The organism is Allobosea sp. 05T438, from assembly GCF_056396025.1.
The window spans coordinates 471815-491832 of sequence record NZ_JBFTKQ010000002.1; the positions used below are offsets into that span (position 1 = coordinate 471815).

Annotated in this window: 19 protein-coding genes; 7 read left to right on the forward strand and 12 right to left on the reverse strand. The window is 66.8% G+C overall.

Going from position 1 to position 20018, the window contains the following annotated elements; genetic code table 11:
• Positions 1-51: 51 nt before the first annotated feature.
• Positions 52-1104, forward strand: coding sequence for a magnesium/cobalt transporter CorA (gene corA / locus AC1DIN_RS06075; protein ID WP_476809060.1), 1053 nt, complete (start codon positions 52-54; stop codon positions 1102-1104).
• Here corA (AC1DIN_RS06075) and AC1DIN_RS06080 read toward each other — a convergent pair.
• From AC1DIN_RS06080 to AC1DIN_RS06095, 4 genes are all read right to left on the reverse strand, one after another.
• Entirely contained in the window at positions 1101-2879 is a 1779-nt protein-coding gene (locus AC1DIN_RS06080; RefSeq protein ID WP_441468738.1) for an SLC13 family permease, read from the reverse strand. The two genes, corA (AC1DIN_RS06075) and AC1DIN_RS06080, sit on opposite strands and share 4 nt — an antisense overlap.
• Before the next feature lie 33 nt (positions 2880-2912).
• Positions 2913-3902: a magnesium/cobalt transporter CorA gene (gene corA, locus AC1DIN_RS06085; RefSeq protein WP_441468739.1), complete on the reverse strand. Its 990-nt coding sequence runs from the start codon at positions 3900-3902 to the stop codon at positions 2913-2915.
• A gap of 79 nt (positions 3903-3981) precedes the next feature.
• A complete protein-coding gene (locus tag AC1DIN_RS06090) occupies positions 3982-4842 on the reverse strand; it encodes an SDR family oxidoreductase (RefSeq protein WP_476809061.1) in 861 nt (286 codons plus the stop codon).
• Entirely contained in the window at positions 4832-5707 is an 876-nt protein-coding gene (locus AC1DIN_RS06095; RefSeq protein ID WP_476809062.1) for an SDR family NAD(P)-dependent oxidoreductase, read from the reverse strand. Before AC1DIN_RS06095 ends, AC1DIN_RS06090 begins: the two co-directional genes overlap by 11 nt.
• Before the next feature lie 242 nt (positions 5708-5949).
• On the opposite strand from AC1DIN_RS06095, the gene AC1DIN_RS06100 reads away from it, so the two are divergent.
• Positions 5950-6744 carry a class I SAM-dependent methyltransferase gene (locus AC1DIN_RS06100; protein WP_476809063.1) on the forward strand — a complete coding sequence of 265 codons (795 nt, stop codon included), beginning with the start codon at positions 5950-5952 and terminating at the stop codon, positions 6742-6744.
• A 17-nt stretch (positions 6745-6761) separates the two neighbouring features.
• Here the strand turns inward: AC1DIN_RS06100 and AC1DIN_RS06105 are convergent, their stop codons facing one another.
• A complete protein-coding gene (locus AC1DIN_RS06105; protein ID WP_476809064.1) occupies positions 6762-8537 on the reverse strand; it encodes an acyl-CoA dehydrogenase in 1776 nt (591 codons plus the stop codon).
• A gap of 174 nt (positions 8538-8711) precedes the next feature.
• Here AC1DIN_RS06105 and AC1DIN_RS06110 point away from each other — a divergent pair, with 174 nt between their 5' ends.
• A complete protein-coding gene (locus tag AC1DIN_RS06110; RefSeq protein WP_476809065.1) occupies positions 8712-9692 on the forward strand; it encodes an L-threonylcarbamoyladenylate synthase in 981 nt (326 codons plus the stop codon).
• A 163-nt stretch (positions 9693-9855) separates the two neighbouring features.
• Positions 9856-10755: a LysR family transcriptional regulator gene (locus AC1DIN_RS06115; protein ID WP_476809066.1), complete on the forward strand. Its 900-nt coding sequence runs from the start codon at positions 9856-9858 to the stop codon at positions 10753-10755.
• Between the two features lie 179 nt (positions 10756-10934).
• Here AC1DIN_RS06115 and acuI read toward each other — a convergent pair whose 3' ends face one another.
• Positions 10935-11921, reverse strand: a complete 987-nt coding sequence (gene acuI / locus AC1DIN_RS06120; protein ID WP_476809067.1) for an acrylyl-CoA reductase (NADPH) — start codon at positions 11919-11921, stop codon at positions 10935-10937.
• A 150-nt stretch (positions 11922-12071) separates the two neighbouring features.
• The gene (locus tag AC1DIN_RS06125; RefSeq protein WP_476809068.1) at positions 12072-13304 is read right to left on the reverse strand and encodes an MFS transporter; all 1233 of its coding nucleotides are present in this window, start codon (positions 13302-13304) and stop codon (positions 12072-12074) included.
• 233 nt (positions 13305-13537) lie between these two features.
• On the opposite strand from AC1DIN_RS06125, the gene AC1DIN_RS06130 reads away from it, so the two are divergent.
• Complete coding sequence (locus tag AC1DIN_RS06130; protein WP_476809069.1) at positions 13538-14839, forward strand: cell wall hydrolase; 1302 nt, start codon at positions 13538-13540, stop codon at positions 14837-14839.
• A gap of 240 nt (positions 14840-15079) precedes the next feature.
• Positions 15080-15673 carry a hypothetical protein gene (locus AC1DIN_RS06135; protein ID WP_476809070.1) on the forward strand — a complete coding sequence of 198 codons (594 nt, stop codon included), beginning with the start codon at positions 15080-15082 and terminating at the stop codon, positions 15671-15673.
• 134 nt (positions 15674-15807) lie between these two features.
• Here AC1DIN_RS06135 and AC1DIN_RS06140 read toward each other — a convergent pair whose 3' ends face one another.
• From AC1DIN_RS06140 to AC1DIN_RS06155, 4 genes are all read right to left on the reverse strand, one after another.
• On the reverse strand, positions 15808-16074 hold the full coding sequence (locus AC1DIN_RS06140) for a hypothetical protein (RefSeq protein ID WP_441468750.1): 267 nt from the start codon (positions 16072-16074) through the stop codon (positions 15808-15810).
• Between the two features lie 11 nt (positions 16075-16085).
• Positions 16086-16355: a translation initiation factor IF-1 gene (infA, locus tag AC1DIN_RS06145; RefSeq protein WP_047578165.1), complete on the reverse strand. Its 270-nt coding sequence runs from the start codon at positions 16353-16355 to the stop codon at positions 16086-16088.
• Between the two features lie 204 nt (positions 16356-16559).
• Positions 16560-18032 (reverse strand): DEAD/DEAH box helicase, encoded by a 1473-nt coding sequence (locus AC1DIN_RS06150; protein ID WP_441468751.1) that lies wholly within the window; start codon positions 18030-18032, stop codon positions 16560-16562.
• Positions 18033-18204: 172 nt separating this feature from the next.
• Complete coding sequence (locus AC1DIN_RS06155) at positions 18205-18414, reverse strand: cold-shock protein (RefSeq protein WP_441468752.1); 210 nt, start codon at positions 18412-18414, stop codon at positions 18205-18207.
• A gap of 274 nt (positions 18415-18688) precedes the next feature.
• On the opposite strand from AC1DIN_RS06155, the gene AC1DIN_RS06160 reads away from it, so the two are divergent.
• Positions 18689-19183 (forward strand): GFA family protein, encoded by a 495-nt coding sequence (locus AC1DIN_RS06160; protein WP_441468753.1) that lies wholly within the window; start codon positions 18689-18691, stop codon positions 19181-19183.
• 27 nt (positions 19184-19210) lie between these two features.
• On the opposite strand, the gene AC1DIN_RS06165 is transcribed toward AC1DIN_RS06160, so the two are convergent.
• On the reverse strand, positions 19211-19912 hold the full coding sequence (locus AC1DIN_RS06165; RefSeq protein ID WP_441468754.1) for an HAD family hydrolase: 702 nt from the start codon (positions 19910-19912) through the stop codon (positions 19211-19213).
• Between the last annotated feature and the right edge of the window lie 106 nt (positions 19913-20018).

Sequence of the window (20018 nt, forward strand, 5' to 3'; positions counted from 1 at the left end):
GAACAGTTCTAGCCTGCCTTATGGTGATCTCGCGACCGACGGGGTGATCAGATGACAGTCTCGAACGTCCGGTTTGCCGCCTCCGCGGCGCCCAAGCCGCTCCCTCGCGATTCCGTCGAAGGGCAACTCCACGCAGCCGGCGTCGTCGCATCGAGCGTCTACGCTCACGGTGTGCGCATCGCCGACATCCCGGTCGAGGAAGCCGGCGCCTGGGCGCAAAAGGACGACCATGTCGTCTGGATCGGGCTTTTCGAACCCGATCCAGCCCTGCTCAAATGCGTACAGCAGCAGTTCAACCTGCACCCGCTCGCGGTCGAGGATGCGACCAACGCCCATCAGCGCCCGAAGCTCGAACAATATGGCGACGCCCTGTTCGTGGTGGCGCGCACCGCGCAACTGATCGACGGGCGCATCGCCTTCGGCGAGACGCATATCTTCATCGGCCGAGGCTATATCGTCAGCGTGCGCCATGGCGCCTCGACCTCCTACACCTCGGTCCGGCAGCATTGGGAGACCTGCCCGACATCGCTGGCGAAGGGCGAGGATTTCATCCTCTATGCGATCCTCGACTTCATCGTCGACAATTACATGCCGGTGCTCGAAGCGATCCATGACGAGGTGGAGGCAATCGAGGACAGAGTCTTGGCCAAGCCGATGACGCGCTCCGATATCGAGCGGCTCTACATGCTCAGGCGCGATCTGCTGCGGCTACGCAATGCCATCGGGCCGCTGGTCGACGTCTGCCAGCGCCTGACCAACGGGAACATCCCGCAGGTAAGGCCGGCGCTCGCCACGATGTTCCGCGACGTGACCGACCATGTCCGCACGGTGCAGGAGAAGATCGACAGCCTGCGCGAAGTGCTGGCCTTCGCCTTCGAGGCGAGCCTGCTGGTCGGCCAGAGCCAGGAGAACGCGATCACCAAACGGCTCGCCTCCTGGGCCGCCATCCTCGCGGTTCCGACCGCTGTCGCCGGCATCTACGGCATGAACTTCAAGAACATGCCGGAGCTGGAATTCCAGTATGGCTACTACCTCGTCCTGGCGCTCATCGCCTGCGCCTGCGCTACGCTCTACTGGCGGTTCAGGCGGAACGGCTGGCTCTAGCGCAGCGGCCAGACCAGCAGGATCATCGGCACGGCGAGCAAGATGACGATGAGGGAGAGCGGCGCGCCGAGCCTCGCATAGTCGCTGAAGCGGTAGCCGCCCGGCCCCATCACCAGCGTGTTGCACTGGTGTCCGATCGGCGTGAGGAAATCGCAGGCTGCGCCGATCGCGACCGCCATCAGGAAGGCATCGGGATTGTAGCCGAGGTTCTTGGCGAACCCCGCGCCGATCGGCGCCATGACGAGCACGGTCGCGGCGTTGTTCAGGAAGGGCGTCACCGCCATCGCGGCAACCAGGATCAAAGCGACCGCGGCCCAGCCCGGCAGGCCGCCGCCGATCACGGCGAGCCAGGATGCGAAGAGATCGGTGGCGCCGGTCGCGCGCAAGGATTCGCTGACCGGGATCAACGCCGCCAGCATCACCAGGATCGGCGCATCGACGTTGTTGTAGGCTTCGCGCAGCGGCACGCAGCGGAAGGCGATCAGCAACACGGCCGCGGCGAAGAAGACGAGCGGCACCGGCGCGAGACCGGTCGCGAGAGCTATGATCGCCGCGAGCGTGATCGCGACGGTCAGCACGACACGGCGGGTCAGGCCAAGCGGCACGAGCCGGTCGGCCAAGGGCAGCAGCCCCATCTCCGAGAGCTTTTCCGGCAGCAGTTTCTCATCGCCCTGGATGACGACGATATCGCCGGCACGCAAACGGATATCGCGCAGCCGCTGGCTGAAGCGCTCCCCGGAACGGCTGATCGCGATCATGTTGACGCCGAAGCGGCTGTGAAGCGCCATGTCGCCGGCCGATTGACCGATGAGGACGGACCCGGGCCCGATGATCGCCTCTGCGACGCGGTCAGGATCCAGCGCATCCTCCTTTTGCGTCGGGCGATCCTTGCCGATGAGGTCGAGCCGCCCCTCGGCGACGACCCGCTCCAGCACGGCGGCGTCGCCGCGCAGCAGCAGAATATCGCCCGCGCGCAGGCCCGCGTCCGGCAGGGGCGCCTGCTCCCGTCGCTCGTTGCGCAGGATCGAGACGATCTCGGCTCCGCCACCACCGATGGCCTTGAGATCGGCGACCGTCCTGCCGGCAAGGAGCGACTTCTCGGTCAGCTTTGCTTCGGTGAGGTAATCCTTGATGTCGATGGCCTGGTCGAGCGAGACCGCGCCGCGCCGGTCGCGCGGCAGAAGCCGGTAGCCGACGCTGAGGAAGGCGCAGCCCGCAAGCGCCACGACGATGCCGACCGGCGCGAAATCGAACATGCCGAAAGGCTGGCCGCCGAGCTCCTGCCGCACGCGCGCGACGATGACGTTCGGCGAGGTGCCGACCAGCGTGACGATGCCGCCCAGCAGCGAGGCGAAGGCCATCGGCATCAGGAAAACCGAGGGCGATTTCCCGTCCTTGCGCGCGAGCTGGTAGGCGATGGGCAGCATCATCGCGAGCGCGCCGATGTTCTTGATGATCGCCGACAAGATCGCGACGGCGAAGACGAGCAACGGCACCTCGAGCTGGGTCGAGGACAGGCGCGGGCCCAGCTTCGAGAACAGCCGTTCGATGATGCGCGACCGGGCCACGGCAGAGCTCAGAACCAGCGCGCTGCCGACGATGATCACGATGTCGTCGGAAAAGCCCTTGAACGCCTCTGCCGCCGGCACCAGCCCGAGCGCCACGGCGAGCAACAGCGCCAGCATCGCGACAATGTCGTAGCGCAGCCGCCCCCAGAGGAAGGCAGCCATCATGCCGGCGACGAGAAGGACGGAAAGAAGCTGAGGCTGGGTCATCCGGTCGTCACGGTCGCCGCCGCAGGCGTGGTCTCAGAGCCATTTCTTCCAGCGGAAGAAGATATAGGGCAGCACCGCGAACAGAATCATCAGCCCGATCGCCATCGGATAGCCCCACTGCCAGTCCAACTCCGGCATGGCCTTGAAGTTCATGCCGTAGATCGAGGCGATCAGCGTCGGCGGCATCAGCGCGACCGAGACGACCGAGAAGAGCTTGATGATCTTGTTCTGCTCGATCGAGACGAGGCCGAGCGTGGCGTCCATCATGAACTGCAGCTTGTTGGACAGGAAGGCGGCGTGTTCCTCGATGGCCTGCACGTCGCGGACCGCCGAACGCCATTCCGCCGAGAACCCTGTCTGCGCCTTCTTCGGCCGCGTGTAGTTGGCAGAGAGAAAGAGCAGCACGCGCTCGACCGAAACCATGCTCTCGCGCACATTGGAGATGATGTGCTCGTACTGGCCGATCTTCTGGATGACGACCTGATAGACGCCGCCCCGCTCGACATCCTGTCCGCGCCCGGCGAAGATCCGGCGCGAGGCGATGTCGATCTTGTCCCCGACGCCGCGCAGCACCTCCGCCGCACGATCGACGATCGCCTCGATCAGCCCGTCGAGGACCGCTTCCGGCTGCTGGCCGCAGCCACCCGGCTTGGTGGCGCGATTGAGGAAGATGTTGAAGGCGCCGGGCTCGTCATAGCGCACCGTCACCAGCGCCTTCTCGGTGAGGATGAAGGTGACGTCTGCCAGCTTCGGGACGACCGTGTCGGACTGGCAGATCACGCGCGCCGTCATGAAGCGCGCGCCATCCTCGGTGTAGATGATCTCGGAAGGCTCGAGATCATGCATCTCCTCTCGCGTCGGTATCGAGATGCCGAGATGCTGCTCGACGCGCTTGTCTTCCTCGGGCGTCGGGTTGAGCAGGTCGATCCAGATGACGTCCGCCGGAAAGGCCTCGCCCGGCCCGAGCGCCGCATGCCGAAGCTTGTCGCGCGCCTCGGAGGAGACACCGTGGATCATCAGCATGGGTGCGAATCTCGCTGCACGGTCAGGGTAGGTGCCGGCAGGAACTCCGATCCAAGACGCATGTCAAACCGATGACGGCTCAGACGCCGCCCTTCACGCCCTGTGGCGGCTTGCTGTCGGCCGGAACGAAAAAGTCCGGCATCAGCGGCACGGACGGATCGACGCGATAGGGCGTGAAGTCGGTGACGCCCTCGCCGGCCATGAAGCTGTCGTCGATCAGGAAGTTGCCGGAGAATTCGCGGGACGGCTTCGAGAAGATCATGTGGGCGGCATCGGCGAGGATCTCGGGCGTGCGGCTCGCCTGCACCATCTTGTCGCCGCCGAGCAGGTTCTGGACGGCGGCGGTCGCGATCGTCGTGCGCGGCCAGAGCGCGTTGACGGCGATGCCCTTCGGAGCCAGCTCCCCGGCGAGCCCGAGCACGCAAAGGCTCATGCCGTATTTGGCGATGGAATAGGCCAGATGCGGCGCGAACCACTGCGTCTTCATGTCGAGCGGCGGCGAGAGCATGAGGATGTGCGGGTTTTCAGCCTTCTCCAGATGGGGAATCGCGTATTTCGAGACCATGAAGGTGCCGCGCGTATTGATCTGATGCATCAGATCGAAGCGCTTCATGTCGGTCATCTGGGTGTTGGTGAGCTGGATCGCGCTGGCGTTGTTCAGGACGATGTCGATGCCGCCGAAGGTCTCGGCCGTCTTGGCGATCGCCTCGGCCACGCTCTGCTCGTCGCGGACATCGACCATCAGGGGCAGGCACCTGCCGCCGGCCGCCTCGATCTCGGCCGCAGCGGTATAGATCGTGCCCGGCAGCTTCGGATGCGGCTCGGCCGTCTTGGCCGCGATGGTGACGTTGGCGCCGTCCCTGGCCGCCTTGAGCGCGATGGCGAGGCCGATGCCGCGAGAGCCGCCGGTGATGAAAAGCGTCTTACCCTTAAGCGACATCGCCGCCTCCCTGTTGGTCCGTGATGTTGAAGCGGGCGGGCTGCGAGCCGTCCCGATCGGTGAAGCCATAGGCGCGCGCGAGATCGGCGACAGGCAGCACTTGCCCGGTATAGCGCGCGACCTGTGGATCGGCAGCGAGCGCCGCGACGGCACGGCCGGCATAGAGCGGCGTCTCGGTCGTCTCGGCGGCGAGGCCGGCGTCGCGGACGCGCTCGGTCAGGACATGGCCCGGCGAGATCCCAAGCGCGGTGACGCCGAAGGGCCGAAGCTCCTGCGCCATCGCGAAGCTCAGCCGGTTCATCGCGGCCTTGGCGAGATCGTAGAAGACATCGCCGAGATAGGCGCCGGCCGTATCGAAGCTCACCGTGACAATCAGGCCGGAGCGCATCTGCACCATCGCCGGCGCGACGGCGCGCGCAAGCAGGAGCTGCGCATAGACACCGCTTTCGAAGCTCTCCGCCAGCCTCGCGACCGGGCGGCGCCAGAATGGCGTGCCGAAGCCGGAGCCGTCCGGATAGCGCTCTCCGTCATAGCCTTCATTGCCGCCCCAGACCGCATCGACAACGCAGTCCAACCGGCCGAAGCGGCGCAGGGCCCAGGCGACGAGCCTGTCGACCTCTCGCTCATTGGTGTGGTCGCAGCGATAGGGATGGCCCCGGCCGCCGGCCACCTCGACCTCGCGGGCCGTATCCTCGAAGGTTTCCGGCCGCTGATCGGTATGCGGCCCGGCTTCGCTGGAGCGTCCGGTGACGATCACCGTGGCGCCCGCCTCGCCCAGAGCCTTGGCGATGCCGCGCCCGAGCCCGCGCGAAGCCCCCGCGACGAGGCATATGCGGCCGGAAAGGAACGGTTGCGTCGTCGTCATGCTGGCAGGCCCAGCTTTGGTGGATCAATCCACCCCACCCCGCCAAGGTCATCCCGGACAAGCCGCGTCAGCGGCGCTGATCCGGGATCCATGCCTGAACCTTTGCCGGAAGCGCTCCGGCATGGATCCCGGGTCTGCGCTTCGCTCCGCCCGGGATGACCCGCGTGGTTGGAATGGAAATCGGCTAGCCACACCCCATCCGCTGCTCTATAGCCCCGCTCCCCTCGCAACGGAGCGGAACCATGGACAGTACCGATGTCGCCGCCTGCTGGGAGGCCAATGCCGAAATCTGGACCCAGCAGGCGCGGGCCGGCTACGACCTCTATCGCGATGCCCTGAACACGCCGGTCTTCCTGGCGAACCTGCCGGACATCACCGGATTGACCGGCCTCGACATCGGCTGCGGGGAAGGCTCGAACACGCGCAAGCTCGCCGAAGCCGGCGGGCGCATGATCGCCGTCGACATCGCGCCGACCTTCATCCGCCATGCGCAGGAGGCGGAAGCCGCCGCGCCGCTCGGCATCGAGTACCGGTTCGGCGACGGCACCGCCCTGCCCTTCGCGGATGCACAGTTCGATTTCGCCACGGCCTTCATGTCGCTGATGGACATGCCTTTCCAGGACAAGGCGCTGGCGGAAGCGGCACGCGTGCTGAAGCCCGGCGGTTTCTTGCAGTTCTCCATCCTCCACCCCTGCTTTGCGCCGCCCTATCGCAAGGTGCTGCGGGACGACACAGGCAACGTCCGCGCGATCGAGGTCGGCCGCTACTTCGACGGCGTCGACGGCGAGGTCGAGACATGGCGCTTCGGGGCCGCGCCGGCAGAGGTCAAGGCCGATGTCGAGCCCTTCCGGGTGCCGCGGTTTCACCGCACGCTGAGCGAATGGGTCGCGATGATCGTCGCGGCCAGACTCTCGATCGAGCATATGGCCGAGCCGCGCATCGACGCGGAGACGGCCGAACGCGCGACCTATCTGGCCGATACGCTGATAGCGCCGTTGTTCCTGCATATCCGCGCCCGCAAGGGCGCGGCTGCCTGAACGGGGCGCGGCTGCGCTCACGCGGCGAAGACCGCCGCCGCGTCGGCGATGGCACCGGCGCCTTCCGTCACCGCGAGCTCAAGGGCCGGCGCTTCGGTCGCGAGGTATTCGGCATAGAAACGGGCCGTGGCGAGATCGCCTGTGCCGTTGGCCTCCGAGCGGGTGGCGAGCGCCTTCTTTGCGAGCCCCGTGCCGCCCTGTGCCAGTGCGAAGAGCTTGAGGTAGGGCGTGGCCCCGGCCAGCGCATCGGCCTGGCTCGTGCCGAGCGTCGCCAGCATCCACTGCGTCGCGCGCTCGAGTGCATCGACCGCCGCCCCCAATCGCGCCGCCGAGTGACCGAAGCCCGGCGTGTTCGCACGCTCGACCTCGCCGACCACGGCGCGCATCTCGGCGATCAGCGCCTTGACCGCCTCGCCACCGGAGAGCGGCAGCTTGCGGGTGACGAGATCGATCGCCTGGATGCCGTTGGTGCCCTCATAGATCGCCGCGATGCGCGCGTCGCGCAGATGCTGGGCCGCGCCGGTCTCCTCGACGAAGCCCATGCCGCCATGGACCTGGATACCGGTCGAGGCGACATCGATGCCGATATCGGTGGAGTACGCCTTGGCGACCGGGGTGAGGATGGCGGCACGCTCCGCCGCGACCTTGCGCTTGCCGTCGTCCGGCTCGCGGTGCGAACGGTCGAGCGCCTCGGCCACGAGATAGGAGATCGCGCGGGCGCCCTGTGTCTTCGCCCGCATGTCCATCAGCATGCGCCGCACATCCGGATGGACGATGATCGGGCTCATCGGCGCGCCCTTCGGAGCATCCAGCGCCGCGCCCTGCTTGCGCTCATGCGCGAAGGCGAGCGCCTGCTGATAGGCGCGCTCGGCGATGGCGACACCCTGCAGGGCGACATTGAGGCGGGCGTTGTTCATCATCGTGAACATGCAGGCGAGGCCGCGGTTCTCCTCGCCGATCAGCCAGCCGATGGCGCCGCCATTGTCGCCGAAGGCCATCGAGCAGGTCGGCGAGGCGTGGATGCCGAGCTTGTGCTCGATGCCGGAGCAGCGCAGGTCGTTGTGCTCGCCGAGCGAGCCGTCGGCATTGACCAGATATTTCGGCACGAGGAAGAGCGAGATGCCGCGCGTGCCGGGAGGGGCATCGGGCAGGCGCGCCAGCACGAGATGGACGATGTTCTCCGTCAGATCGTGTTCGCCATAGGTGATGAAGATCTTCTGGCCGGTGATGCGGTAGGTGCCGTCCGGCTGGCGCTCGGCCTTGCTGCGCAGGGCATTGAGGTCCGAGCCCGCCTGCGGCTCGGTGAGGTTCATCGTGCCCATCCACTCGCCCGAGACGAGCTTGGCGAGATAGGTCTCCTTCAGATGGTCGGAACCATGGGCATAGAGCGCCTCGATGGCGCCGACCGTCAGCAGAGGACCGAGCGCGAAGGCGAAGGCGGCCGAGTTCCACATTTCGATGCAGGCCGATTGCAGCAGCGTCGGCAACCCCTGCCCGCCATAGGCCTCCGGCGCCGGCAGGGCGTTCCAGCCAGCCTCGGCCCAGGCCTTGTAGGCCTCCTTCCAGCCCGGCGGCGTCGTGATCGCGCCGTCCTTCAGCTTCGAGCCATAGGCATCGCCGACCCGGTTCAGCGGCGCGATGACGTCGGCCGCGAACTTCGCCGCCTCGTCCAGCACGGCTTCGGTGACACCGCCCTCCAGCTCCGATGCCAACCCGTCCGCGATCAGTCGGTCGAGGCCTGCGACATGGCGCATGGTGGCGAGCATGTCCGAAACCGGGGCGCGATAGCTCATAGGTTGTCTCCCTGAGGCGCGCGGGCCCGAAAGGGCAGCCGCAGCCTGCATTTGCCGTTGCCGCGATGGTAGCGAGGAACTATCGCCTATGCCACGCGCAAGCGAGCGCGACCTTCGTCCCGTGTCGCGCCTGCCAGTTAGTTTATATATAAACCATCTTCGGTCAATCGCATCGTGAACCAGCCCCCCCTCCCCGTTTCCCGCCAAACGAAGCTTCTCGCTGTCGATGCTGCCGGCATTGCCGAGGCGGCGGCGCTGCTGCGCGCGGGCGGGCTCGTCGCGATGCCGACGGAAACCGTCTACGGGCTCGCGGCCGACGCGACCTCGGGCACCGCTGTCGCCGGCATCTACGCCGCCAAGGAGCGGCCGAGCTTCAATCCGTTGATCTCGCACCTGCCCGATCTGGCGAGCGCGAGCCGGCAGGGACTGTTCGACGCCAATGCCCTGGCGCTGGCGCAAGCCTTCTGGCCGGGCCCGCTGACGCTGGTCGTGCCTGCCTCGCCGGGATGCACGGTGAGCGAGCTGGCGCGGGCGGGTCTCTCCACGGTGGCGCTGCGTGTCCCGGCCCACCCCGTCGCACATGCCGTGCTCGAAGCGGCGGGTCGGCCGATCGCCGCGCCCTCCGCCAATCGCTCCGGCCGGATCAGCGCAACCAGCGCCGCCCATGCCATGGCCGATCTCGACGGGCGCATCGACGCCGTCCTCGATGCCGGCCCGACCGAGGTCGGCGTCGAATCCACCATCGTCGCCTGCCTCGACGGTGCACCGCGCCTGCTCAGGCCCGGCGGCGTGCCGCGCGCGGCGATAGAAGGCGTGATCGGCCGCCCGCTCGTGCTGGCGGGCGAAGCCGGCCACGCCCCGATCGCGCCGGGCATGCTGACCTCGCACTACGCGCCGGCAGCGCGCGTCCGACTGGATGCCGATGCACCGCGGGAAGGCGAGGCCTGGCTCGGCTTCGGGCCGGGGCAGGACTTCCCGGCAGCGCTCAATCTCAGCCCGGCCGGCGATCTCCGCGAGGCTGCAAGCAATCTCTTCGGCCATCTGCGCCGGCTGGACGAGATGGGATTGCGGACCATCGCCGTTGCCCGCATCCCGGAGCAGGGGCTGGGCGAGGCGATCAACGACCGGCTGCGGCGCGCGGCGGCCCCGCGCTGAGGCGAAGCGTCATTCTCGGGCGAAGCGAAGCGCAGACCCGAGAATCTCAGGACAAGAAGGCACTGGTTTCCGAGATGCTCGGGTCAAGCCCGAGCATGACGGCGGATGCGAGCTTGCAACGCTGCAAGATTTGGGCTTGCGTGCCTGTGGGGGGACGCTGCCGATGAATGCCAAGCTCGCCTGGGACGATTTCCGGCTGATCAAGGCCATCGCCGATCATGACGGGCTGACGGGGGCCGCGGCGGCGCTGTCGGTCAACCATTCGACGGTGTTCCGGCGTCTCGGCCAGATCGAGGAGATCGTCGGGATGCCGCTCTTCGAGCGGCGCAAGACCGGCTATGTCGCGACTGTGGCCGGTGCGGAGATGGCGGCGCTCGCGAGCCGCATGGACGAGGATGTCACGGCCTTCGCACGGCGCCTCGCCGGCCGGGACGTCGCGCCTTCAGGCGAGCTGCGCATCACGACGACAGACACCCTCTATCAGAACGTGCTGCTGCCGATCTTCACGGCCTTCCGCCGGGTCCATCCGCTGATCCGGCTCGATGTCGTCGTCGGCAACCAGGCGCTCAACTTGTCCAAGCGCGATGCCGATATCGCGATCCGTGCCAGCGACACGCCGGGCGAGACGCTGGTCGGCCGGCGCATCGCCACCATCGCCTGGGCGATCTATGGCCGCTCGGAAGACGGCATCACACCTGAGGAAAAAGTCGATCCCGCCCTGCTTTACCAGCGCGACTGGGTCGCACTCGGCGACCAGCTCTCTCACGTCAAGGCCGCCCGCTTCGTGCGCGAGCATGTCGCGCCGGAGCTGATCGCACTGAAGAGCTCGGCCGTGCTCGGCATCGCCGAAGCGGTCGGACAGGGCCTCGGCATCGGGCCGGTGCCGTGCTTCATCGCCGACCAGAGGCCAGAGCTCATCAAGCTCCTGCCGCCCAACCCCGATTTCTCCACGGGGCTGTGGGTGTTGACCCACCCCGACATCCGCCATGTGCCGCGCGTGCGCGCCTTCATGGATTTCTGCAGCAGCGAGCTGGCGCGGCGGCGGACACTGTTCGAGGGATAGGATCGGCTCAAGCTGTCGTTTGCGGAACCCTGTCATTCCGGGCGAGGCGAAGCGGAGACCCGGAATCCATCGTAGCGCGGAGAGCCTGATGATGGATTCCGGATCAGCACCGCTTCGCGGCTTGTCCGGAATGACGACGCGCCTTCTTCAAAACGGCATGGTCTGAACGCGGATGGCTCCTAGCCTATCTCGACGACGACGCGGCCCTTCACCTTGCCTTCGACGATGGCCTTGCCCGTTTCGATCACGGCCTCGAGCGGGATCGTCGTGGTGATCAGGGCAAGCTTCTCGCGGTCGAGATCGGTGGCAAGGCGGCTCCAGGCTTCGAGCCGGCGCGGCTTCGGACACATCACCGAATCGACGCCCAGCAGCGCGACGCCGCGCAGGATGAAGGGCGCGACCGAAGCCGGCAGGTCCATGCCCTGCGCCAGCCCGCAAGCGGCGATGGCACCACCATATTTCGTCATCGACAGCAGGTTCGCCAGCGTATGCGAGCCAACGGCATCGACGCCCGCAGCCCAGCGCTCCTTGCCGAGCGGGCGGCCCGGCACGGCGAGTTCGTTGCGGTCGATGATCTCGGCAGCGCCTAGGCTTTTCAGGTAGTCGGCCTCCTCGGCGCGTCCGGTCGAGGCGATGACGTGCCAGCCGGCCTTGGCCAGCAGCGCGATTGCGACCGAGCCGACACCGCCGGCGGCACCGGTGACGACGACCGGGCCGTCGGAAGGCTTGAGGCCATGCTTCTCGAGCGCGAGAACGCAGAGCATGGCGGTGTAGCCGGCGGTGCCGATGGCCATCGCTTCGGCGGGCGTCAGACCTTCCGGCAGCGGCACCAGCCAGTCGCCCTTGACCCGGCTCTTCTGGGCGTAAGCGCCCAGATGCGTCTCGCCGGTGCCCCAGCCGTTGAGGACAACGAGGTCACCCGGCTTGAAAGCGGGATTGTCGGAGCTCTCGACCCGGCCGGCGAAGTCGATGCCGGGGATCATCGGCCAGCGGCGCACCACGGGAGCCTTGCCGGTAATGGCGAGGCCATCCTTGTAGTTCACCGTCGAATGGGTGACGCGGACGGTGACATCGCCCTCCATCAGGTCGCTCTCGGCGAAATCCGTGAAGGCAAGATTTGGCCCGGCCTCGCCCTTGGTCGCCACGAGGGCCTTGAACGTCGTCATCACCATCTCCCGTACACGGGCATCGGACCGAAAAGTGGAAGCCGGTTTTCGGAAGGAGCCGATGCAGATCCCACATGCGAAGGCCGACAAGGTTGCAGCGGCAGCCCGCCGCCGCAACCCCATCGGCCGTGCGTCTGATCGTCTTCCGAATCAGGCCGGCTGCATCTGCGGCCGATGCACCGGCCGCTCGACGATCGGCAGGTTGATCAGGGCCGAGGCGACGCCGAGCGCAACCGAGAGCCACCAGACGAACTGGTAGCTGCCCATCGTTTCGTAGAGCATGCCGCCGAGCCAGACGCCGAGGAAGCCGCCGACCTGATGCGAAAAGAAGGCGAAGCCGTAGAGCATCGCCATGTATTTGGTGCCGAACATCAGCATGACCAGCGACGAGGTCGGCGGTACGGTCGAGAGCCAGAACAGGCCGATGACGACGCCGAAGGTGATCGCGGTCGTCGGGCTCGCCGGGATCAGGATGAAGGCTGCGATCGCCACGGCACGGCCGAGATAGATCCAGGCGAGGAGATGACGCTTCGGCATCCGCGTCGAAAGCCAACCCGAAGAGAGCGAGCCCACGGCATTGGCCAGACCGATCACCGCGAGCGTCCAGCCGCCGACCCAGGCCGGCAGGCCGGCATCCTTGAGATAGGCCGGCATGTGCACGGTGATGAAGGCGAGCTGGAAGCCGCAGGTGAAGAAGCCGAGCACGAGCAGGACATAGCTGCGGTGCCTGAAGGCCTCGGTCAGCGCCTGCGCAACCGTCTGGTTCGGCAGATTGGCCGCAGCGGCGCCAGCGGCCGCCCCGGTCTTGCGCGTCGCCAGCACGATCGAGATCGGCAGGATCGGCAGCAGCGTGAAGGCGAAGACGACCAGCGCCTGCTGCCAGCCTATCGTCTCGATCAGGATGTTGCCGATCGGCGGGAACAGGAACTGGCCGAAGGAGCCGGCCGCCGTGCCCGCGCCGAACGCCATCGGCCGCCACTGCTCGGGCAGGAGCTTGCCGAAGGCGGCGAGAACGAGGTTGAACGAGCAGGCCGAAAGGCCGAAGCCGATCAGCACGCCGGCGCCGAAATGAAGCTGAAGCGGCGTGGTGGCATAGGCCATCGTCACGAGCCCGGCGGCATAAAGCACGGCACCGACGCAGAGCACCCGCACCGTGCCATACCGGTCGGCGATGGCACCGGCGAAGGGCGCACCCAGCCCCCAGAGCAGGTTCTGGATCGCAAGCGCCAGGCCGAAGATGTCGCGGCCCCAGTGGAACTGCAGCGTCATCGGGATCTGGAAGAGGCCGGCACTGGCGCGCGGGCCGAAGGTGATCAGGGCGATCAGGCAGCCGGCGGCGACGATGACCTCCGGTGCGTAGCTGCGCGCTGGAGTGGACGACATGGAGTTCTCCGGCGAGTCGGGAGTGTCGGATGTGTGGCTACACGTTATCGCCCTGCCCGCGTGGCAACCAGCGCGATTTCGTGAAATTTGACATCACGGCGCGACATGGAATGCCGGAGCGATGGCGGTGTTAACCGGCGCTCAACCTTACCAAGGCGATAACAGATTCCAACGAAGGCGCAGCGTCGTCTGCTGGGTTTTTCGTTCCGTGCGATCGGGACGGGTGTGTCGCTTTGAGTCATCGGCGTCTTCACAGGCATGGGCGGAGCCAGCGCCCTCTCGGCATCAAATGGGCCGCGAACACGGTCGCGCCCTGGGCGCTGTCGGTCGGGCTGCTCGTGTCCTTCACCGCCTCCGCCGGCCAGAATTTCGGGCCGACCGGCCTGCCTTCCAGCGCCATCGACCGGGTCGCGCCCGGCCCCGCCTCGGAGTTGGCCGAGGGCCCCTCGATGCTGGTCGCCGCCAGCGCCTTCCGGCTGCCCGGCCTCGCGCTGACCTCCGCCGTCACCCAGGCCAAGCTCTCCTTCGAGGATCCGGAACGTCGGATCGTCGTCGATCCGCGCGCGCCGCGTGAGGATCTGAAGCGCACTGTCGCCAACTTTCCCGAAGTCGACCGCACGGCCAAGGGCGACATGCTGCCGAGCCTGCGGCCGGGCCTCTCCGAACACCCTTCCATCGAGTTGGAGCGCGTCGTCTTCGGCGACACCCAGCCCAAACTGATTTCCGGGGGCTTCTCGATCGACGCGATGCGCGCGGCCGAGGCCGTCGACGGCCMGCAGACCGGCTTCGAGACCTATGCCAACGAGGAGGGCCTGACCGATCCGGCCCTGTCGGATTCCTCGCCCGTGTCGCTCAAGCCGAAGATTACTTCGGCGCGGCAGGCGGAACTCTTTCTCGAAAGCATCGACGGCTCATCGCCATCTGTGCCGAAGGCCAACCGGCAATCCTCCTCGACGCCCCTCGTCGGCTCGGTCATCGGCACGCTGACGCCGGCCGCCCTGCCCGCACATGGCGCGCCGCAGCAGCGCAGCCGCGTCGCGCTCGCCTCCGCGCCGGCCAATCACGACCTGCGCCTGGCGGAGCCTGGTGTGAAGCAGGACTACACCAGCCTGATCGCGCCCGAGGCGATGGCGAAGGAACAGCGCTGCCTGGCGGAAGCGGTCTATTTCGAGGCGCGCTCCGAATCCTTCCAGGGACAGGCTGCGGTGGCGCAGGTCGTGCTCAACCGCGTAAAGAGCGGGCTCTATCCGAGCAGCGTCTGCGGCGTCGTCTATCAGAACAGCAACCGCTACCTGTCCTGCCAGTTCACCTTCACCTGCGAGGGCAAGTCGCTACGCATCACCGAGCCGGGCCCCTGGCGCGACGCGGTGCGGATCGCACGCGAGGTCTATGAGGGCACGACCTATCTGCCCGAAGTCGGCGCCTCCACACACTACCACGCGCAATATGTGCGGCCGTATTGGGCCAAGAAGCTGAAGAAGATGGACACGATCGGCCAGCACGTCTTCTACCAGCTTCGTCCTGGCCAGACCTGACGGCCCAGGCCCGGCTTCAGCAACCGGAGCGATGGCCGCCCCCGCTACCGGGTGGCCACCACGGCATTCGCACAGCCATTCGGCAGCAAAACCGACGCCGGATCAATGCGGATGCGCGCGCCGTCAAACGTGGTTAATTTTACCTTGTTTTAGCATTTACCTTGCGTTCACTTCTTCCCGCGGGCTTTCTGACCACCACGAACGGCGCGCTGACGCCGGAACCGACAGGTCAGGTCCAACATGGTGCGCTCGCTCCCTTCATCCCGGATCATTGCCGCCTCGGCCTTTGCCGCGACGCTGCTACTCGGCGTTTCCGCCGCCGAGGCGGGTGGCTGCCGCGGCTCCGCCTGCTACAACCTCGTCAACGCGCCGCCGGTCTACGGCACCATCAACGAGACCTATCAGGTTCGCCCTGCCCAGACGCAGCACCGCGTCGTCCCGGCTGAGTACGACACTGTGACCGACACGGTGATGATCGCGCCGGAGCGGCGTATCGCCCACCCCCGCGCCGCCGTCTACGAGACCGTGACCGAGCAGGTGCTCGTTGCGGCCGCCACCCGTCGCTGGGAAGTGACCCGCGATGCCTGGGGCAATACGGTCGGCTGCTGGGTCGATGTTCCCGCGCAGTATGGCTACCAGAGCCGCCGGGTCGTGGTTTCGCCGGCGACCGTCGAGTATGAGATGGTTCCGGCAGTCTACACGCAGCGTCAGCGCAAGGTGATGGTGCGTCCCACCGAAGTCGTGCGGGAAGAAATCCCCGCCGTCTACGAGACGCGGCAGCGCCAGGTCCTGGTCAGCCCCGGCTCGCAATACTGGTCCCGCGCCGGCTACTGAGCCGACCGGGCAGGAGTTTCACGCAGACCCTTTTTTACCACGGAAATGACCACTTATGCCCCGGCCTCGCGCCGGGGTTTTTTCGTGGTGCCTGGTTTTTCGTGGGGGGCCGCGGTGCGGCGCGATCCGCCCGCTCAGATGTAGCGTTCGCCGAGCAGGAAGATGCAGACCCCGACGACGAAGGCGAGGAAGCGGGCGGGCATGCCGACCAGCGTGCCGGGCGAGCGGCCTGCCGCGTAGCCGATCAGCACCTCCGCAAGACCGAGCCCCAGCAGCACGATGACGAAAGGCGGAAAGGCTCCGTCCTGAACGACGAAGCCCGCTTTCACGCCGTAACCGACCGCAGCACCGAGAATGGCGCCCAGCGCGATGAAGAGAAGCTCATTCCGCGACAGGCGCATCGGCAGATCTCTCAGCGACGGCGGAAGTTCTGACGCGGCGGACCGCCGGGGGCCGGGCCGGCTGTCTTCTGGCGGAAGTTGATGCGGCCGCGATCGAGATCATAAGGCGACATCTCGACGATGACCCGGTCGCCCGCGATGGTGCGGATGCGGTTCTTCTTCATCTTGCCGGCCGCATAGGCCAGGATCACGTGGTCGTTGTCGAGCTTGACCCGGTAGTTGCCGTCCGGGAGCACCTCAACCACGGTGCCGTCGAATTCAAGCAGTTCTTCTTTCGCCATCTGTCGTCCTTCGTGAGCCCCAGAGCACGCGCCGGTCGGATTGCTGCGCAATCTGACCGGATCAAGCGTTCTCTACCAGTAGTCCGGAGACGGATTCACCGGCCAGATTGAACAATCTGGCCGGATCCGGCTCCTGGCGCGGAGCGGGCCACCGTCCGGCTCGGAAGCCGGGATGTAGCCCACCCTGTTCTGGCCGATCGCGCGTCAGCGCGCGCGCCGCCGGGCGCCGTTGGTGCGTGGTTGCTGTGTTCTTTGCTGCAAGAACGCGACGCCGCCAAGCCCTTCTTTTGCGGAAACCGCTTCTTTTCGCTGCTGCGTCTGCTCAGGGCGCTGCGGCCGCTCGGCATTGCGCGGGCGATGCTCTTGCCGGTCCTGGCGTTCCGGCCGCGGGCCGCCGCCATTGGCGTGGTTGCGGTGGCCGGCGTGCTCGGCTCGCTTGCCCTGCTGGGCGGGCTGCCCCTGCGGCCTGCCCTGCCCTTGCGGGCGGCTTTGTTGCTGGCCGCGCCCACCGCGATTCTGCTGCGGCTTCTTCGGCGTGCGCCCGTCCCAGTACGGCACTTCGCCGACCGGCGTCGGCTTGACGCCGGTCAGCTTCTCGATCGCGGCGAAATCGCCGCGCTCTTCCGGCGTGCAGAAGGCGATGGCCACGCCGGAAGCGCCAGCGCGTGCCGTGCGGCCGATGCGGTGGACATAGCTCTCGGGCACGTTCGGCAGATCGTAGTTCACGACATGGCTGACGCCGTCGACATCGATGCCACGGGCGGCGATGTCGGTGGCGACGAGGATGCGCAAGCTACCGTCGCGGAAGGCGCCGAGCGCACGCTCGCGCTGGCCCTGGCTCTTGTTGCCGTGGATTGCCGCCGCCTCGATGCCGGACTGGCCGAGCTGGCGCACGACCTTGTCGGCGCCGTGCTTGGTGCGGGTGAAGACGATGGCGCGCTCGAGCTCGGGCACGTTCAGCGTCTTCGCCAGCAATGCCGGCTTGTCGTTCTGCTCCGTGAAGATCACACGCTGGTCGATCTTTTCCGCGGTGGTCGCGACCGGCGTCACCGCGACCTCGACCGGATGGGTGAGATAGGCGGAGGCGATCTCGCGGATCGGCTTCGGCATGGTCGCCGAGAAGAGCAGCGTCTGGCGCTCCTTCGGGATCAGCGTGGCGATGCGGCGCAGCGCATGGATGAAGCCGAGGTCGAGCATCTGATCGGCTTCGTCGAGGACGAGGAACTCGATCTCGCGCAGCGAGACGGCGCGCTGGTCGACGAGGTCGAGCAGGCGGCCGGGGGTGGCGACGAGGATGTCGATCTTGTCGCCGAGGGCGCGGATCTGCTTGCCGACCGGAACGCCGCCGAAGATCACCGTCGAGCGCAGCGTGGTGAACTGCGCGTAGGTGCGGATCGAGGTCTCGATCTGGGCGGCGAGTTCACGCGTCGGCGAGAGGATCAGCGCGCGCACCGCGCGCTGCGGCATCTGGCGCGGCTTGCCGAGCAGCCGATGCAGCATCGGGAGCGAGAAGGCAGCAGTCTTTCCGGTGCCGGTCTGGGCGGCGCCGAGCAGGTCACGGCCCTCGAGAATGTGGGGGATCGCCTGCGCCTGGATCGGCGTCGGCGTTTCATAGCCCTCGGCCGCGAGCGCCTTGAGCAGCGGCTCGGCGAGGCCGAGATCGGTGAATTTGGTCAAGAAAGGTCTTTCCGGACGCCGCGATGCGAGGGGCGCATGTGGAATTCGGCGCGCCGCAGGCCCGCATCCGGCCTGATACTGATAGTCGAACCCGCCGGCGAACCGCTAGCCACAGCGCCGGCAGGCTTGTCGTATGCCGGGCGGCGCGACGCCGTCCCGGCTGTAGTTTGGCTCAGGCGACGACGAGGTTGCCGGCCGAGGTCTTGCCGGTCTTGCGATCGGCAACGAGTTCGAAGGAGACGACCTGGCCGTCGCGCAGCTCGCGCAGGCCGGCGCGCTCGACAGCGCTGATGTGGACGAAAACGTCCTGGCCGCCGTTCTCAGGCGTGATGAAGCCGTAGCCCTTGGTGGTGTTGAACCACTTCACGGTGCCCTTGTTCATGGGGTTAGTCCTTACGTTTCAGATCCGCGTCTATCGTGATGACACGACGGGACGCGCGGACGCCTCGCCATGGCCTTGTAGCGATGTGTGGTGGATCTGATTCGTAACCGCCGACCGGACAAGCCGCCGAGCGGAGGGGTGGCCAGAACCCGGCCGCATCTCGTCTTACATCGTGCTCCCTAGCACGGAATGCAAGAAGGGTCCAGTAAGCCTGCAGCAGACATCTCGGAACACTCTGCGAAAGCCGGTGTTACTGGCGAATGGAGGCTGCATCATGCCGATAAAGCTGAAGGGCTCATGCCGCTGTGGAGCGGTGCACTTCTCCGTAGAGAGCCATGCGCCGGTCCCGTACCAGCTCTGCTATTGCTCGGTTTGCCGCAAAACCGCTGGCGGCGGCGGCTTCGCGATCAACCTGTCGGCCGATGCGGCGACGCTGAAGGTCGAGGGCAGAGACGCGATCGGCAGCTTCAGCGCGGAAATCAGAGGCGATGACGGTGTCTGCGAGCGTTCGCAGGCGCAGCGCCGCTTCTGCAAGACCTGCGGGACGGCGCTTTGGCTGTTCGATCCGCGCTGGCCGGATCTGCTGCATCCCTTCGCCTCTGCAATCGACAGCCATCTGCCGCACGCTCCCGAGAAGACCCATATCATGCTGCGCTTCAAGGCCGGTTGGGTCGACCCGGATATCGCAGCGAATGACCTGAGCTTCGAAGGCTATCCGGAGGAATCGATCGAGGAATGGCATCGCAGACATGGCCTTTGGGTCGACTGACCTCCGGCACCGCCGAGCTGCGAAACGCTAGCGAAACAGTTGCTCGACAAGGCCCCGCAGAGGGCCAAGGTCCGATATTGCGTGATAGCGACCGTGCCCGACAGGCTCTTCGGCATGCTCCAGCACCCAGGTCAGATCGTGCGGGACATGCACGGCCCAAGCACCCGCCTCGAGCGCCGGCAGGATGTCGGATTTCAGCGAGTTGCCGACCATCATCGCCCGCCCTGCCCCGTCGCCGTGACGGGTGAAGATGCGGTCATAGGTGGCGGCCTTCTTGTCGCTGACGATCTCCACCGCATGGAAGAAATCGCCGAGGCCGGACTGGGCGAGCTTGCGCTCCTGGTCGAAGAGATCGCCCTTGGTGATGAGCACGAGCCGGTAGTCGCCGGACAGGGCCTCAAGCGTCTCATGGACATGCGGCAGCGTCTCGACCGGATGGGCGGCCATCTCTCGGCCAGCCGCGAGGATTTCCCCGATGACGGAGGCTGGAACCTGTCCCCTGGTGATCTCGATCGCCGTCTCGATCATCGAGAGCACGAAACCCTTGATGCCGAAGCCATAGAAGCCGAGGTTGCGCTTTTCCGCCTCGAGCAGGCGGCCGGAAATCTCGGCCGCCTCGCCATGTTCACCGAGCAGCGCGACGAAGCGATCCTCCGTCATCCGGAAGAATTGCTCGTTCTGCCAGAGCGTGTCGTCGGCATCGAAGCCGATAGTGGTCAGCTGTGGCATGGGCGAACGCCTTCTCACGACCGGGCGTCATTCCCGGGCGCCGCACCGCGGCGAGCCGGGAATCTCGTCGAAGAGATGCTCGGGTCAAGCCCGAGCATGACGGAAG

Bases quoted from the DNA above. Each gene is read 5' to 3' on its own strand.
- corA (WP_476809060.1), top strand. From the start codon at position 52: ATGACAGTCTCGAACGTCCGGTTTGCCGCCTCCGCGGCGCCCAAGCCG.
- AC1DIN_RS06080 (WP_441468738.1), bottom strand. From the start codon at position 2,879: ATGACCCAGCCTCAGCTTCTTTCCGTCCTTCTCGTCGCCGGCATGATG.
- corA (WP_441468739.1), bottom strand. From the start codon at position 3,902: ATGCTGATGATCCACGGTGTCTCCTCCGAGGCGCGCGACAAGCTTCGG.
- AC1DIN_RS06090 (WP_476809061.1), bottom strand. From the start codon at position 4,842: ATGTCGCTTAAGGGTAAGACGCTTTTCATCACCGGCGGCTCTCGCGGC.
- AC1DIN_RS06095 (WP_476809062.1), bottom strand. From the start codon at position 5,707: ATGACGACGACGCAACCGTTCCTTTCCGGCCGCATATGCCTCGTCGCG.
- AC1DIN_RS06100 (WP_476809063.1), top strand. From the start codon at position 5,950: ATGGACAGTACCGATGTCGCCGCCTGCTGGGAGGCCAATGCCGAAATC.
- AC1DIN_RS06105 (WP_476809064.1), bottom strand. From the start codon at position 8,537: ATGAGCTATCGCGCCCCGGTTTCGGACATGCTCGCCACCATGCGCCAT.
- AC1DIN_RS06115 (WP_476809066.1), top strand. From the start codon at position 9,856: ATGAATGCCAAGCTCGCCTGGGACGATTTCCGGCTGATCAAGGCCATC.
- acuI (WP_476809067.1), bottom strand. From the start codon at position 11,921: ATGACGACGTTCAAGGCCCTCGTGGCGACCAAGGGCGAGGCCGGGCCA.
- AC1DIN_RS06125 (WP_476809068.1), bottom strand. From the start codon at position 13,304: ATGTCGTCCACTCCAGCGCGCAGCTACGCACCGGAGGTCATCGTCGCC.
- AC1DIN_RS06135 (WP_476809070.1), top strand. From the start codon at position 15,080: ATGGTGCGCTCGCTCCCTTCATCCCGGATCATTGCCGCCTCGGCCTTT.
- AC1DIN_RS06140 (WP_441468750.1), bottom strand. From the start codon at position 16,074: ATGCGCCTGTCGCGGAATGAGCTTCTCTTCATCGCGCTGGGCGCCATT.
- infA (WP_047578165.1), bottom strand. From the start codon at position 16,355: ATGGCGAAAGAAGAACTGCTTGAATTCGACGGCACCGTGGTTGAGGTG.
- AC1DIN_RS06155 (WP_441468752.1), bottom strand. From the start codon at position 18,414: ATGAACAAGGGCACCGTGAAGTGGTTCAACACCACCAAGGGCTACGGC.
- AC1DIN_RS06160 (WP_441468753.1), top strand. From the start codon at position 18,689: ATGCCGATAAAGCTGAAGGGCTCATGCCGCTGTGGAGCGGTGCACTTC.
- AC1DIN_RS06165 (WP_441468754.1), bottom strand. From the start codon at position 19,912: ATGCCACAGCTGACCACTATCGGCTTCGATGCCGACGACACGCTCTGG.